Source organism: Achromobacter deleyi (assembly GCF_902859705.1).
GTDB classification, from domain to species: domain Bacteria; phylum Pseudomonadota; class Gammaproteobacteria; order Burkholderiales; family Burkholderiaceae_B; genus Achromobacter; species Achromobacter deleyi.
In genome coordinates this window covers 89,061-101,978 of sequence record NZ_CADIJO010000018.1, presented here as the reverse complement: position 1 = coordinate 101,978, position 12,918 = coordinate 89,061, and the positions used below count along the sequence as shown (strand labels likewise).

General features: G+C 69.0%; 14 protein-coding genes. 4 read left to right on the top strand and 10 right to left on the bottom strand.

Going from position 1 to position 12,918, the window contains the following annotated elements:
• Positions 1–23 precede the first annotated feature (23 nt).
• A complete protein-coding gene (locus tag HV798_RS22920; RefSeq protein WP_025138317.1) occupies positions 24–452 on the top strand; it encodes a GNAT family N-acetyltransferase in 429 nt (142 codons plus the stop codon).
• 22 nt (positions 453–474) lie between these two features.
• Here the strand turns inward: HV798_RS22920 and HV798_RS22915 are convergent, their stop codons facing one another.
• Positions 475–1,377: a LysR family transcriptional regulator gene (locus HV798_RS22915; protein ID WP_175195172.1), complete on the bottom strand. Its 903-nt coding sequence runs from the start codon at positions 1,375–1,377 to the stop codon at positions 475–477.
• A 108-nt stretch (positions 1,378–1,485) separates the two neighbouring features.
• Here HV798_RS22915 and HV798_RS22910 point away from each other — a divergent pair, with 108 nt between their 5' ends.
• Together HV798_RS22910 and HV798_RS22905 are read left to right on the top strand one after the other, a co-directional pair.
• A complete protein-coding gene (locus HV798_RS22910) occupies positions 1,486–2,694 on the top strand; it encodes an MFS transporter (protein ID WP_175195174.1) in 1,209 nt (402 codons plus the stop codon).
• A 171-nt stretch (positions 2,695–2,865) separates the two neighbouring features.
• Positions 2,866–3,537: an HAD family hydrolase gene (locus HV798_RS22905; protein ID WP_175195176.1), complete on the top strand. Its 672-nt coding sequence runs from the start codon at positions 2,866–2,868 to the stop codon at positions 3,535–3,537.
• A 59-nt stretch (positions 3,538–3,596) separates the two neighbouring features.
• Here the strand turns inward: HV798_RS22905 and HV798_RS22900 are convergent, their stop codons facing one another.
• From HV798_RS22900 to HV798_RS22860, 9 genes are all read right to left on the bottom strand, one after another.
• Entirely contained in the window at positions 3,597–4,556 is a 960-nt protein-coding gene (locus tag HV798_RS22900) for a DMT family transporter (RefSeq protein WP_025138321.1), read from the bottom strand.
• An 88-nt stretch (positions 4,557–4,644) separates the two neighbouring features.
• Positions 4,645–5,514 (bottom strand): AraC family transcriptional regulator, encoded by an 870-nt coding sequence (locus tag HV798_RS22895; protein ID WP_246289065.1) that lies wholly within the window; start codon positions 5,512–5,514, stop codon positions 4,645–4,647.
• A gap of 8 nt (positions 5,515–5,522) precedes the next feature.
• On the bottom strand, positions 5,523–6,818 hold the full coding sequence (locus HV798_RS22890; RefSeq protein ID WP_175216566.1) for an RNA polymerase sigma factor: 1,296 nt from the start codon (positions 6,816–6,818) through the stop codon (positions 5,523–5,525).
• The gene (locus tag HV798_RS22885; protein ID WP_025138325.1) at positions 6,815–7,222 is read right to left on the bottom strand and encodes a VOC family protein; all 408 of its coding nucleotides are present in this window, start codon (positions 7,220–7,222) and stop codon (positions 6,815–6,817) included. The genes HV798_RS22890 and HV798_RS22885 overlap by 4 nt, the downstream gene beginning before the upstream one ends.
• A gap of 54 nt (positions 7,223–7,276) precedes the next feature.
• Positions 7,277–7,690 carry a YciI family protein gene (locus tag HV798_RS22880; protein WP_025138326.1) on the bottom strand — a complete coding sequence of 138 codons (414 nt, stop codon included), beginning with the start codon at positions 7,688–7,690 and terminating at the stop codon, positions 7,277–7,279.
• A gap of 160 nt (positions 7,691–7,850) precedes the next feature.
• Positions 7,851–8,204, bottom strand: a complete 354-nt coding sequence (locus HV798_RS22875) for a YciI family protein (protein ID WP_025138327.1) — start codon at positions 8,202–8,204, stop codon at positions 7,851–7,853.
• Positions 8,205–8,356: 152 nt separating this feature from the next.
• Complete coding sequence (locus tag HV798_RS22870; RefSeq protein ID WP_175216565.1) at positions 8,357–9,340, bottom strand: OmpA family protein; 984 nt, start codon at positions 9,338–9,340, stop codon at positions 8,357–8,359.
• Positions 9,337–10,203, bottom strand: a complete 867-nt coding sequence (locus HV798_RS22865) for a motility protein A (RefSeq protein ID WP_025138331.1) — start codon at positions 10,201–10,203, stop codon at positions 9,337–9,339. Before HV798_RS22865 ends, HV798_RS22870 begins: the two co-directional genes overlap by 4 nt.
• 247 nt (positions 10,204–10,450) lie before the next feature.
• A complete protein-coding gene (locus HV798_RS22860) occupies positions 10,451–11,041 on the bottom strand; it encodes a GNAT family N-acetyltransferase (RefSeq protein WP_175216564.1) in 591 nt (196 codons plus the stop codon).
• 132 nt (positions 11,042–11,173) lie between these two features.
• On the opposite strand from HV798_RS22860, the gene HV798_RS22855 reads away from it, so the two are divergent.
• A complete protein-coding gene (locus HV798_RS22855) occupies positions 11,174–12,808 on the top strand; it encodes an NYN domain-containing protein (protein WP_175216563.1) in 1,635 nt (544 codons plus the stop codon).
• Positions 12,809–12,918 lie beyond the last annotated feature (110 nt).

Sequence of the window (12,918 nt, the reverse complement as noted above, 5' to 3'; positions counted from 1 at the left end):
ATCCCGTTTTTCGGCGAGGCAACATGATCATCCGCAATGCAGAGGTCGGCGACAGCGCCGACATCGTTGAACTGCTGGCCCAATTGGGCTACCCCGGCACGCAGGCGTTCGTGCCCGAGAAAATCGAGCGCCTGCTGGGCCATCGCGATGCCGAACTGCTGGTGGCCGAGGACGGCGGCCGGCTGCTGGGATTCATCGGCCTGCACTTCATGGTGCAGTTGGCCTTGCCGGGCGACTTCTGCCGCATCACCTATTTCTGCGTCAGCGATTCGGCGCGCGGCAGCGGCGTGGGCCGGGCGCTGGAAGAGGCGGCGGCATCGTTGGCGGTGGGGCGCGGCTGCGACCGCATCGAAGTGCATTGCCACGAGCGGCGCGTGGACGCGCACCGCTTCTATTACCGCCAGGGCTACGAGGAATCGCCGAAGTACCTGATGAAGCGCTGCCAGCGCTGAACGGCCTTGCGGCGCGGCGCGGTCAAGCCGCCGCCAGCGCCGCGGCCAGGGTGCGTGCCGCCGGCCCCAAGGGCTGGTCGATCCGGTGCGCCAGGTAGACCTCGGTCGCCACCTGGCTGCCGCGTCCCAGGCTGCCGGTGGGCAGGCGCAGCAGGCGGCCTTCGGCCAGGTCGCGTTCCACCAGCCACAGCGGCAGCCGGCCCCAGCCCACGCCGGCCAGGATCAACGCATGCTTGGTGTCCTGCCCGCTGACCCGGCAGGTCTGCGGCGACAGCACGGCGAAGTCGCGGCCGTCGCTGAGCGTGGACGGATCGGTCTGCACCACCTGCACGTGGTCGGCCAGGTCAGGCGCGGCCAGCGGCTTGCCATCGGCCACGTGTGCGGCCAGCGCATGGCCGGCGCCCACCACCGCCACCATCTGCACCGACGACAGTGCCTGCAAGGCAATGCGCGGATGGCGGAAATGCTCGCCCGCCACGATGCCCAATTGGTGGCCGCCGGCCAGCAGCGCGGCAATCGGCCCGCCCAGCGGCAGCACGGCCACGCGCGTGGCCACCGACGGATAGACCGCGCGCAGCCGGTTCAGCGCCGCGCCCACCTGGGCAATGGGATACAGCGTATCCACCACCAGCGACAGTTCCAGTTCGACCCCTTCACCCAGCCCCTGGGCGCGGGCCCGCATGGCATCCACGCGCAGCAGGATGTCGCGCGCATTGGCCAGCAAGGCCTGGCCTTCGGGCGTCATGACGGGGCGGTGGCCGGTGCGGTCGAACAACGGCACGCCCAACTGCGCTTCCATGTTGGCAATGGCGTGGCTGACGGCCGATTGCACCCGCGCCAACTGCCGCGCGGCGGCGCGGAAACTGCCGGTGTCGGCGACGGCGGCAAACACGCGTAGCTGGTCCAGGGTCAGGGCGTCTATCATCGGGCGGCTTGATCTGTTTTTTAGATCGGTTTCATCAAAAGATTATCACTTATCAGAATCGGTTCCACCCGGCATGCTGGCGGCTTCGCCAAGCGAGGAGAGGCAAGGATGGACAAGGCAGAAGGCACGGCGCAGGCCGGCCAGCCGGCAGGTACGCGCTGGGGCGCGGTGCTGGCGATCGTGGGCGCAGGCGTCGTGGCGTCGTTGCAGGTGGGCAAGGTGATCATCGCGGCGCCGCTCTTGCGCCGCGATCTGGGGCTGGACCTGGCGTCCATCGGCACGCTGACGGCCGTGTTCTCGATTCTGGGCGTGCTGGGCGGCATTGCGGCGGGCGGCATCATCGCGCGGTTCGGCGCGCGTCGCATGCTGTTGTGCGGCCTGCTGGCCACCGCGCTGGGCACGGCGGCGGGCGCGCTGGCGCCGGGCTATGGCGTGTTGCTGGCCACGCGCGTGGTCGAAGGCCTGGGCTTCCTGCTGATCACGGTGGCCGGGCCGGCAGCCTTGCAGCGCATCGTGCTGCCCTCCAGCCGCGACCTGGCCTTTGCGCTCTGGAGCTGCTACATGCCCACCGGCATGGCCGTGGCCATGCTGGCCTCGCAGGCGTTTGGCGACTGGCATGCCTATTGGTGGTGCGCCGGGGCCGCGGTGCTGGTGGCGCTGGCCTGCGTGGCCGCGCTGGCGCCGGCCACGCCGGGCGGCAAAGGCCTGTCGTGGGCCGGCCTGCGCCAGGACACCACCGACACCCTGGGTGCCGCCGGGCCGATGCTGCTGGCCGCCTCGTTCACGCTCTACAGCCTGATGTTCTTTGCGCTGTTCACCTTCCTGCCGGTGCTGCTGATGGACAAGCTGGGCCTGCCGCTGGCCACCGCTGGCCTGTACAGCGCGGCAGCCAGCGCCGCCAACATCATCGGCAACCTGGGGGCGGGCGTGCTGCTGTCGCGCGGCTGGCGGCGGTCGACCCTTATCGCCTGCGCCAGCGTGGCGATGGGCGTGGTGGCGCTGCTGATCTTCCGGTCGGTGTTTCCGGCGATGCCGACCTTTCTCCTGTGCGTGCTGTTTTCGGCGGTGGGCGGGCTGATCCCGGCCACGCTGCTGGGCACCGCGCCGCTGGTGGCGCCGCGGCCGGCGCTGACGGCCTCGGCCGTCGGGCTGGTGATGATGGGCAGCAACCTGGGCCAGGTGATCGGCCCGGTCACGGTGGGCGGGGTGATCGACCGCTATGGCTGGGCGCAGGCCTCGCTGATCGTCGCGGCCGCGGCGCTGGGCGGCGTGTTCATCGCGTGGCGATTGCGCCGGCTGGGCGGGGCCGGGCTGTAGGCGCAGGCAGAATCCTCGGCGCAAGGGGGCGGACGGCGTCATGGCGGCGGGACGATAGCTCGGGGCGATAACGGCGGGGAAATCATGGCGGCGGCCGCGCGCCACGCCGCACGCACGTGCAGCTGTCACGCGTCAGGCCTATCATGCAAGCTCGTCTTCCCTGGAGCCGCCATGTCTTCCTCGCCTGCCCCGCGCCTGGTCATCTTCGATTGCGACGGTGTCCTGATCGATAGCGAAATCATTGCCGCGCGCGCCCAGTCGCGCGCGCTGGCCGAACACGGCATTGCGATCACCCCGCAAGAGGCGGCCCGGCGTTTTGCCGGCATCCCCGACGCCGACATGTGGCAGACGCTGCAAGACGAAAACGCGCGCGTGCTGCCCGAAGACTTTCCGCGCGCCTACGCCGATCGGCTGCAAGACACCTTCCGCCAAGAACTGCGTGCGCTGCCCGGCGTGCGCGAGACCCTGGCCGCGCTGCGCGAGCGCGGCATCGAATACTGCGTGGCCTCCAGCAGCACCCCGCCCAAGCTGGAAGCCGCGCTCAAGCTGGTCGGCCTGTGGGAGGAATTCGCGCCCCATGTCTTCAGCACGGCGCAGGTGGCGCACGGCAAGCCCGCGCCCGATGTGTTTCTGTTCGCCGCGCGCCAGATGCGCGCCGCCATCCTGGACTGCGTGGTGGTCGAAGACAGCGTGCCCGGCGTGCGTGCCGCCCGGGCCGCGCGCATGCGGGCGGTGGGCTACGTCGGCGCCTCGCACAACGGGCCGGACCAGCGCCAGCGCCTGTTGGACGAAGGCGCGTTCGAGGTCATCGATGACTTGCAACGGCTGACGGACATCATCTGATCTCGTACGGTCACCGTCGTGACGTCACCGCAGCTACGTCGCCGCAGTGACGACACTCGTCACGCCGCCGCGGGCACGGCCTCGGGCTTGACCCGCACCGCGCGCAGCACCCCGATCACCAGCAGCGCGATACCCACAAGCGTCAGCGGCTGCGGCATGCTGCCGCGCAGGATGAAGGCATAGGCCAGCGCCGCCAGCGTCTCGAACACGATCAACTGCCCGGCCAGGGCGGTGGGCAGGCGCTGGCTGGCCTCGTTCCAGCACAGCGTGCCCAGCCACGACGAGAACAACCCGATGATGATCATCAAGCCCAGGAACACCTCGGGCCGCGGCCCCAGCGGCATGGCGAAACCGCTGCCGGTGGCGGCCATGCCGCCCCATAGCAGGCCGTAGCCGGCCAGCGCCAGCGGCAGCGTCGCCACGCCCTGGGCGGTGGCCCAGGTGCGCGGGCTGCGGCCGGGGTGGTCGCGCAGCCAGTCGGCGTTGCGCAAGGGATACCAGGTCCAGCAGGCCACCGCGCCCAGCGCCAGCACGGCGCCGATGGCGTAGCGCGACAGGTCCGCGTCGGCTTCCTGGCGCAGCGCCTGCAATTCCACCTGGTTGACGCAGCCGATGCCCAGCGCGATCAGCGCCAGCGATGGCGCCAGCCGCTTCCAGGGCAGCCGGCCGTCGCGCCGCGCGTTGCGCAGGTTGGCGCAGATGGCGATCACCACGGGCAGCGTGCCGATGATCATGGTGGGCACCGGGCCGCCGGCGCGCTGGATGGCGCTGGCCAGGCACAGGTAATAGAGCAGGTTGCCAATCGCCGCCAGCTTCAGCGCTTCGATCCAGTCGGCGCGCGTCAGCTGGCGCAGCGCCTTGCGGTCCAGCCAGGCCAGCGGCAGCGCGATCAGGCCGAACGCCAGGTAGCGCGCCACCGATTGCAGGGCGGCGGGGTATTCAGGCAGCAGCAGCGGGCCGACGAACACCAGCCCCCACATCAGGCCGGCCGCCAGGGCGTACATCGTTCCTGCCCACATAGACACTCCCATCGCAGATTCAATACAGACGGGCAGTCTAGCGATACGGGCGGGGGCAATCTTGTATGAGATTGCTGCGCTGGGCCGGCTAGGCCCGCACCTGCTTCTGATACCGCCCCGGCGTCACCCCATAGCGGCGGGTGAACGCACGCGTCAGGTGGGCCTGGTCGGTCAGGCCGGCGGCCAGCGCCGGGGTTTCGCCCGCGGCCAGCAGGCGCTTGGCCTCGAACAGGCGCAGCGCCATCAGCATCTGCTGCGGCGTGGCGTGGTGCTGCGCCTGGAAACTGCGCAGGAAATGGAAGGGGCTCAGCCCGGCGACCTCGGCCAGTTCTTCCAGCGTCAGGCGCCGCGACAGATTGGCGCGCAGGTAGTCGATGACGCGGGCAAAGCGCGGCGCGGCGGCCGCCTGCAAGGGCCTGGGCACGCGGGCGTGGCGGCGAAATTCCGCCAGCAGCGCATACAGGGCGCTGTCGAACGCCAGCGGTTCACGCGCCTGCCACAAGGCATCGAGCAAGGCGGTGACGCGTTGCGCGCTGGCGGCATCGTGGCCCACGGCGCAGTCGAACCACCAGTCGGCTTCGCCGGTGACCCGTGCGACCACGGCGGGGTCGATGTAGGCCATGCGGTAGCGCCAGCCGCCCTCGGTCTCGGCCTGGCCGGTGTGCAGTTCGTCGGGGTTCATCAGCACCACCGACCCGGACGGGGCCAGGTGCTCGGCGCCGCGGTAGCGAAAGCGTTCTACGCCGGTTTCGATCGCGCCCAGGCCAAAGGCTTCGTGCGTATGCGGTTCGAACGCGTGGCGGATGATGTGGGCGCGGTACAGCTCGACGCCGGGCCGGTGCGCCTGGCGGCGGAATTCGGCGCGGTCGTTGGGGTGGTCGAACGCCTGCGGTACGCCCGCGATGATTGGTTCAGCGGGCGCGGCAGCGCCGCGAGGGGGAGGCAACAGGGAAGCCATGCGGGAATTTAAACATGATTGCCATCCTGCATGGCTGCCAGCCGCGCCAGCAGCATCTCGCGTTCGCGGGCGTTCTGGGTCATGCCGGCCGCGCGCTCGAATTCCACGGCCGCCTCGGCGCGCCGGCCCAGCTTGGCCAGCAGGTCGCCGCGCACGCTGGGCAGCCAATGGTAGTTGGCCAGCGTCGGGTCCTGGGCCAGGGCATCGGCCAGGTCCAGCCCGGCCTGCGGGCCGAACGCCATGCCGACGGCCACGGCGCGGTTCAGTTCCACCACCGGTGATGGCTGGGCGCGCAACAGCCGGTCGTACAGCCCCACGATGCGCGGCCAGTCGGTGTCGGCGGCCTGCCGCGCCCGCGCATGGCAGGCGGCCAGGCCGGCCTGCAACGCATAAGGCCCATCTGCGCCGCCCAGGTCTTCGGCCCGCGCCAGCGCCGCCAGGCCGCGGCGGATCAGCAGCGTGTCCCAGCGGCCCCGATCCTGTTCCAGCAGCAGCACCGGGCGGCCCTGGGCGTCGCTGCGGGCATGCAGCCGCGAGGCCTGCAATTCCATCAGCGCCACCAGCCCGTGCACTTCGCTTTCCAACGGCGCGAGCTGGGCCAGGATGCGGCCCAGCCGTAGGGCTTCGTCGCACAGCGCCGGGCGCATCCAGTCTTGCCCCGACGTGGCGGCATAGCCCTCGTTGAAGATCAGGTAGATCACTTCCAGCACCGAGGCCAGGCGCGGCGCGCGTTCCTGCGGACCCGGCACCTCGAACGGCACGCCGGCCGCGGTCAGGCTGCGCTTGGCCCGCACGATGCGCTGCGCGATGGTGGATTCCGATGCCAGGAACGCGCGTGCGATCTCGGCGGTGGACAGCCCGCCCAACAGGCGCAGCGTCAGCGCCACCCGCGCCTCGGTGGACAGCACCGGGTGGCAGGCCGTGAACACCAGCCGCAGCAGGTCGTCGCCGATGTCGTCCTGGCGCGCCGCGTCCAGCGCGTCGACGAAATCGGGCTCGACGTCGGCCTGCAAGGCTTCGAGTTCGTGCCCGATCTGCTCGTGCTTGCGGTGGTGGATGGCGTCCAGCCGCAGGCGGTCGCGGGCGCGGTTTTTGGCGGTGGTCATGAGCCACGCTCCGGGGTTGTCCGGCACGCCGCTGGTTGGCCAGCGCTCCAGCGCGGCCACCAGCGCGTCCTGGGCCAGTTCTTCGGCCAGCCCGACGTCGCGCACCAGGCGCGCCACGCCGGCAATGACGCTGGCGGCCTCGATGCGCCAGACGGCCTCGATGGCGCGGTGCGTGGCGGCGGCGTCCGGCGGGGTCATGCCTGCGGGGTCTCGCCCGGCACCATGTAGAACACTTCCCAGATGTGGCCGTCCAGATCGTCAAAGCCGTGGCCGTACATGAAGCCATGGTCTTGCGGCTGGCGCGGCACGGTGGCGCCCGCGGCCTTGGCGCGGGCCACCAGGTCATCGACCTCGGCACGGCTTTCGCAGGACAGCGCGATCAGCATTTCGGTGCTTTGGGTGGCGTCGGCGATGGGCTTGCCGGTAAAGCCCTGGAAGAAGGGCTTGACCAGCAGCATGACGTAGATGTCGTCGCTGACGACCATGCAGGCGCCCTGGTCGTTGGTGAATTGCGGATTGAAGGTAAAGCCCAGGCTCTTGAAAAAAGCCTGCGACTTCTGCATGTCATTGATGGGCAGGTTGACGAAGATCTGTTTGTGCATGGCGTGCCTCGGGTTGGCGGTAACAGAGGGGATCAGCGGTGAATCAACGGCAAATCAACGGCCGTTGCCGGGCAGGGCGCGAAAGCGCTCGATGGCCTCGCCGGCGCCCAGGTCATCCAGTTCGTACAGCTGGCGCACTTCGATTTCGCAGGGCTGGTCGGGGAACGGCTCGGGAAAGCGCAGCGTCCATTGCAGCGCTTCTTCGCGCGAGCGCACCTGGATCAGGGTGTAGCCGGCCACCAGTTCCTTGGTGTCGGCAAAGGGGCCGTCCACGACCTTGCGTTGGCCCTTGCTGTCGTACTGGATGCGCCACCCCGCCGACGAGGGGCGCAGGCCGTTGGCATCCAGCAGCACGCCGGCCTTGGCCAGGGCTTCGTGGTAGGCGCCCATGGCGGCTAGCAGGCTGGCATCCGGCAGCACGCCGGCTTCGCTGTCGGACGTGGCGCGCACGATGATCATGAATCGCATTGCAGTCTCCTGGTGTCGATGGCAAGGCCCCAGTTTTGGGGCTTGTACCGGCACGACGCATGGCGCAGGGCCAAATCGACAGCGGCATCACGAATTCAGGGTAAATACCTAGTCGATGGGTCGGCTGCTGGCCTGTTGCTGCCAACGGCCGGTCGGACGATTACAGGAAACAGGGCCCCAGTTCCCGCACTTCGACCGTGGCCCACTGGGCGGCCGGGCACTCGGCCGCCAGCTTCAAGGCTTCGTCGCGGCTGTCGGTGGTCAAGAGGAAAAAGCCGCCGATCATTTCCTTGGCTTCGGCGAACGGGCCGTCGACCAGCGTGCGCTGACCGCCGCGCACTTGCAGCCGTACGCCGTCGGCATCGGACTTGAGCGATTCGGCGGCTTTCAGCAGTCCGCGCGATTGCAGGCCTTCGGCATAGCGCAGCATCTGCGCGTAGGCCTCGCGGCCCTCGTCCGGCGTGCGCTCGGCGCGTTGGCCCGTCGGTTCGACTATCAGCAGCATGTACGGCATGGTTTCTTCCTGGTGAACGGCGCCCGGCGCGCGTTTTCGAAGGGGGCAGGCCGCCAGATTACAGCGGTTTGCGGCAGGCCGAGCAAGCGTTTGCACGGGCGAAATAAAACCGGCCGAAGCCGGTTGTTGCAGACCAGGCCGAAGCGCCAGGATCAGGAGTCGCCGGGCTTGGCGGCCGCCGCGGTCTTGTTCACGGCCTTGCCATCGCCCGCCTTGGCCTCGCCCTGGGCGGGCTTGGCCGGCGCGGTGATGTCCATGATCAGTTCCACCCGCCGATTGGCCGCCCGGCCTGCGGGGGTGTCGTTGGACTCGATCGGACGCGTTTCGGCATAGCCCACCGCGCGCAGACGGCTGCCGGCCACGCCGTCGCGCACCAGTTCGCGCAGCACGCTGGTGGCGCGGCTGCTGGACAGTTCCCAGTTCGAGGCGAACTGGCGCGTCTGGATCGGCACGGGGTCGCTGTGGCCTTCCACCGACACCTGGTAGGCGTTCTTGTTCAGGATCACGGCCAGGCGCTTGATCACGTCCAGCCCGGCCGGGCTGAGCGTGGCCTGGCCCGACGGAAACAGCAGTTCGTTGCTGATCCGAAAGCTCACCGATTGCTCGTTGATGATGACGTCGACCGACTTGCCCAGGTCGCCCAGGCCCAGCGATTCCTTGGATGGAGCCTTCAGCGGCTTGGCGGCCTCGGCCACCACGACGCCGTCGGCCGGCGGTTCGGCGTTCTCGGCAGCCGCCGTGGCGACGGGGGCGGGCGGTTCGGCCCAGCTGGCCGGAATGGCGACCGCATCGAATTCGGAATACTCGCCGTCATAGGTCGGCAGGCCCTTGGTCGCCAGGGTGCCGACCAGGTCCACCTGCTTGTCGCCGGCTTCGTAAAAGCCGCCGTGCAGGCGCGACACCGCCAGCAGCACCACCAGCATGGCCAGCAGCAGGGTGATCAGGTCCAGGTAGCTCAGCAGCCAGTTTTCGGCGTCCTGCTCGACCGTTTCCTCGACGTGCCAGCGGGCATAGCGGTCCTTGCGCTCGCTCTTGGTCGGGCGCCAGCCGCTATTGGCCGCCGCCTTCTGCGCGCGCATCTGGGCCTGGCGGGCCTGCTCGATCCGCTGCGCCAGGGAAGGGGAAATCAGGCTCATTGGCGCGCGGCGGCGGGGCGGGTAATGGAAACGGGCTTGGCTGCGGCCGCGGCGACCTGGCCTTCGGTCTTGGCGCGCGGGGCCGAGGCCCCGCCGTCGTAGATTTCGTCTTCGACGTGCATCACGAACGAATTGAGCGTTTCGCGCACCACGGCCGGGCCGCGCTTCTCGCACATCATGGCGATGCCTTGCAGCACCATGTTCATGGATTCCACGCGGCGCGCGGTACGGCGTTCCAGCTTCACGGCGATGGGCTTGCAGACCAGGTTGGCGAGCAAAATGCCGTAGAAAGTCGTCATCAGGCCGATGGCCAGCTGCTGGCCGATCATCGTCATGCTGCCGTCGCCCAGCACCGCCATCAGGTTGATCAGGCCGATCAGCGTGCCCAGCATGCCGAAGGCGGGGGCAAACGTGGCCATCACGCGGAACATCTGCGCCTCGGCCATTTCACGGGCCCGCAGCCGCGACACGCGCCACTGCAGCAGTTCGATGATCTGGTCTTCCGGCGTGTTGTCGATGATGAGCTGCACGCCGGTGCGCAGGAACGGGTTGGTGACCTTTTTCAGTTCCTGCTCGACCTTGTGCACGTCCGTGTTCATCCACAGCTGCGCCATCGACACCAGTTCTTCGATGTCGCGCTGCTGGTCGTGCTGGTCGTTGCGGAATACCGTCACCACCAGCTTGAACACCCGCATCACTTCGGACAGCGGGTAGGCGATGAACAGCGCGGCGCAGGTGCCGCCCAGCACGATGGCCAGGCCCGGCAGGTTGAAATACAGGCCCGGGTCGGTGGCGGCCAGCGCGACGACGATAACCAGGGTAAGCAGGCCGACGACGGCGCCGATGACGGTAGACGGATTCATGGATCTTGCCCGATAGCGAAGGCATTCCGTTCACGGAATGCCGGATGGTGGCAAATTCTAGCCACGGACCGGGCCGGCCAATCGGGAAGAAAACGGGGCGAAAGGGGCGGTAAGCGCCGGCTTAAACCGCCTGTCAGGGTGCGCGCCGGGGCGCGTCGCGCAAGAAAACCAGGGAGACGCGCCAGGGCGCGTCACGGAAGAAAAATAGGGGCGGATTAAGGGCGGATGAAAGAGGGATCGGCCGCCGTCACTGCGCCGGCCCGGCCGAACGGGCGGCCTGTTGCCGCCGCGCCCGCCATTCGTCGCGGGTGATTTCCCACACTTCGGCCTGCATGCGGCCCGAGACAAAGCCGCGTTCTTCCGTGGCCACCAGGCGCATGCCGGTGCGCCGCGACAGGTTGCGCGAGCCATCGTTGGCGATGGCCTTGGGCGCCCGCAGCACCGGCTGGTCCAGCACGTCGAACCAATAGCCGGTGACCACTTCGCTGGCCTCGGTCATGTAACCGTGGCCGCGAAAGTCCGGGTCCAGCCAGAAGCCGCGGTTGTTGCCGGGGTCGTCCTGCATCAGGCTGATGAGGCCGATCAGGCGATCGGGTTCGGCGCGCGTGCGCAGCGACCAATGCCACTGCACGCCGCGCCGCATCGCCGGCAGCGCCACCTGTTCCACATAGGTGCGCGCGCCGTCCGCCGGGTAGGGCCAGGGCACCTGGTCCGCCAGGTAGCGCACCACTTCCCATTGCGGAAAGATGCGCTGGATGGCCGGTGCGTCGTCCAGCCCAAGCGGCGGCAGGATCAGGCGTTCGGTGGCAAGCGTGGGCAGCGCGGCGGCGTCGGGCATGGCGGCGGGGGCGTCGGGGTCCGGGGTGGGGGAGCGGATATGTATATCATGGGCGACATATCGCGGCCGAACGCCGTGGGTCCTGGAAGTGTGCAAGCAGGGCCCCGGGTTGCCGCAGCAACGGAGAAAAACATGAATGCAGCCAACGATAACGTCAGCATGGCGCTTTTTTGCGACTTCGAGAACGTGGCGCTTGGCGTGCGCGACACGAAGTACCAGAAGTTCGATATCCGCCCGGTGCTCGAGCGCCTGCTGCTCAAGGGCAGCATCGTGGTCAAGAAGGCCTATTGCGACTGGGAACGCTACAAGGAATTCAAGGCGCCCATGCACGAGGCCAATTTCGAGCTCATCGAAATTCCCCACGTGCGCCAATCGGGCAAGAATTCGGCCGACATCCGGCTGGTCGTGGACGCACTGGACTTCTGCTACACCAAGTCGCACGTCAACACCTTCGTCATCATCAGCGGCGATTCCGATTTCTCGCCCCTGGTGTCCAAGCTGCGCGAGAACAACAAGAAGGTGATCGGGGTGGGCGTCAAGCAATCCACCTCGGACCTGTTGATCGCCAACTGCGACGAATTCATTTTCTATGACGACCTGGCCCGCGAAGGCCAGCGCGCCGCCGACGCCCGCCGCGACAATCGCGGCGCGGCCAATCCCACCCAGCGCCGTTCGCCGGACGAAGAACGTCGTCGCAAGGAAGAGCTGGAAGCCCGCAAGACGCAGGCGGTGGACATGGTGGTCGAGACGTTCGAAGCCCTGATGGCCGAGCGCGGCGACAGCGGCAAGGTCTGGGCGTCCGCCCTGAAAGACGCGCTCAAGCGCCGCCGGCCGGATTTCAACGAGTCCTACTACGGCTTTCGCGCCTTCGGCAACCTGCTGGACGAAGCCCAGTCGCGCGGTTTCCTGGAAGTAGGCCGCGAAGAGAAATCGGGCACCTACGTGTATCGCGACAACGCGGGCGGCGGCCAGGCGCGCACGGGTGGCAAGCCCGGCGTGCGCGCCTTGGCGTCGACGTCGGGGCAAGACAGTCAGGCAGAGGTTTCTGCCGCTGACGAGGCCGATGCCAAGCCGGCCCGCAATGCACGCGGCGGCCGCAAGCATCCGGACGCGTCGGGTGGCCGCGGTGGTCGTGGGGGGGCGGGCCGCGCCTCGGGGCGTCATGAACCGGGCCGCGAGGGCGATGAACCCGTGGCGTTGCCGCTGTGGGGCGTAGAACCTACCGCCGCGCCGTCGCAGGCGTTCGAAGTGGATGCGGCGCAATCGATGCCCGCAGCACCGTTCTCCGCGCCGGCAAGCAGCGAATCACCCTTCGAGGAGCCGTCGACGTCGTCGTCGCCCGACGCGGCGCCGCAGGTCGACAACAAGAGCCGGCGCGGGTCGCGCGGCGGCCGTGCGGCGGCGAAAAGCGGTCGGAACGCGGCGACTTCCGGTGCGGACTCGGCCGCATCCTCCGCGGCGTCGGCCCCAGTCTCGGCTGGGACCGCGCCTGCCGCGGAACCCGCCGCTGCGCAAGCGGCGCCTTCCCGTCACGCGAGCGAACCTGCGTCGACGCCGGCCGGCACTGAGCCGGCCGCGACAGAATCCGCCCCGGCTGCCGGCCGCAAGCCTGCGCGTGCCGCGAAGTCCGGCCGTCGTACGTCCGCGGGGGCGTCAAAGCAGGCGGAGGCGTCTGCGCCGGAACCCGTCGCCGAACCCGCGGCCAAGCCCGCCCGCAAGACGGCCACGCGCGCCCGTCGCCCGCGCAAGGCGGCCGACGCCGAATAATCCCTCGGCCATTGATCCGGCGGTCATTGATCCGGCGGTCATGGCAGGTTACGAGGCCTGGCGCCTGCGCCAGGCCTCGATCATTCCAGCCCCAGGGGCCGGCGTTTTCG

What these genes read in the sequence shown, in the direction of transcription:
- HV798_RS22915 (WP_175195172.1), bottom strand. Translation starts at nt 1,377, where the DNA reads ATGATAGACGCCCTGACCCTGGACCAGCTACGCGTGTTTGCCGCCGTC.
- HV798_RS22860 (WP_175216564.1), bottom strand. Translation starts at nt 11,041, where the DNA reads ATGCCCGACGCCGCCGCGCTGCCCACGCTTGCCACCGAACGCCTGATC.
- HV798_RS22890 (WP_175216566.1), bottom strand. Translation starts at nt 6,818, where the DNA reads ATGACCCCGCCGGACGCCGCCGCCACGCACCGCGCCATCGAGGCCGTC.
- HV798_RS22900 (WP_025138321.1), bottom strand. Translation starts at nt 4,556, where the DNA reads ATGTGGGCAGGAACGATGTACGCCCTGGCGGCCGGCCTGATGTGGGGG.
- HV798_RS22910 (WP_175195174.1), top strand. Translation starts at nt 1,486, where the DNA reads ATGGACAAGGCAGAAGGCACGGCGCAGGCCGGCCAGCCGGCAGGTACG.
- HV798_RS22855 (WP_175216563.1), top strand. Translation starts at nt 11,174, where the DNA reads ATGAATGCAGCCAACGATAACGTCAGCATGGCGCTTTTTTGCGACTTC.
- HV798_RS22920 (WP_025138317.1), top strand. Translation starts at nt 24, where the DNA reads ATGATCATCCGCAATGCAGAGGTCGGCGACAGCGCCGACATCGTTGAA.
- HV798_RS22905 (WP_175195176.1), top strand. Translation starts at nt 2,866, where the DNA reads ATGTCTTCCTCGCCTGCCCCGCGCCTGGTCATCTTCGATTGCGACGGT.
- HV798_RS22885 (WP_025138325.1), bottom strand. Translation starts at nt 7,222, where the DNA reads ATGCACAAACAGATCTTCGTCAACCTGCCCATCAATGACATGCAGAAG.
- HV798_RS22870 (WP_175216565.1), bottom strand. Translation starts at nt 9,340, where the DNA reads ATGAGCCTGATTTCCCCTTCCCTGGCGCAGCGGATCGAGCAGGCCCGC.
- HV798_RS22875 (WP_025138327.1), bottom strand. Translation starts at nt 8,204, where the DNA reads ATGCCGTACATGCTGCTGATAGTCGAACCGACGGGCCAACGCGCCGAG.
- HV798_RS22880 (WP_025138326.1), bottom strand. Translation starts at nt 7,690, where the DNA reads ATGCGATTCATGATCATCGTGCGCGCCACGTCCGACAGCGAAGCCGGC.
- HV798_RS22865 (WP_025138331.1), bottom strand. Translation starts at nt 10,203, where the DNA reads ATGAATCCGTCTACCGTCATCGGCGCCGTCGTCGGCCTGCTTACCCTG.
- HV798_RS22895 (WP_246289065.1), bottom strand. Translation starts at nt 5,514, where the DNA reads ATGGCTTCCCTGTTGCCTCCCCCTCGCGGCGCTGCCGCGCCCGCTGAA.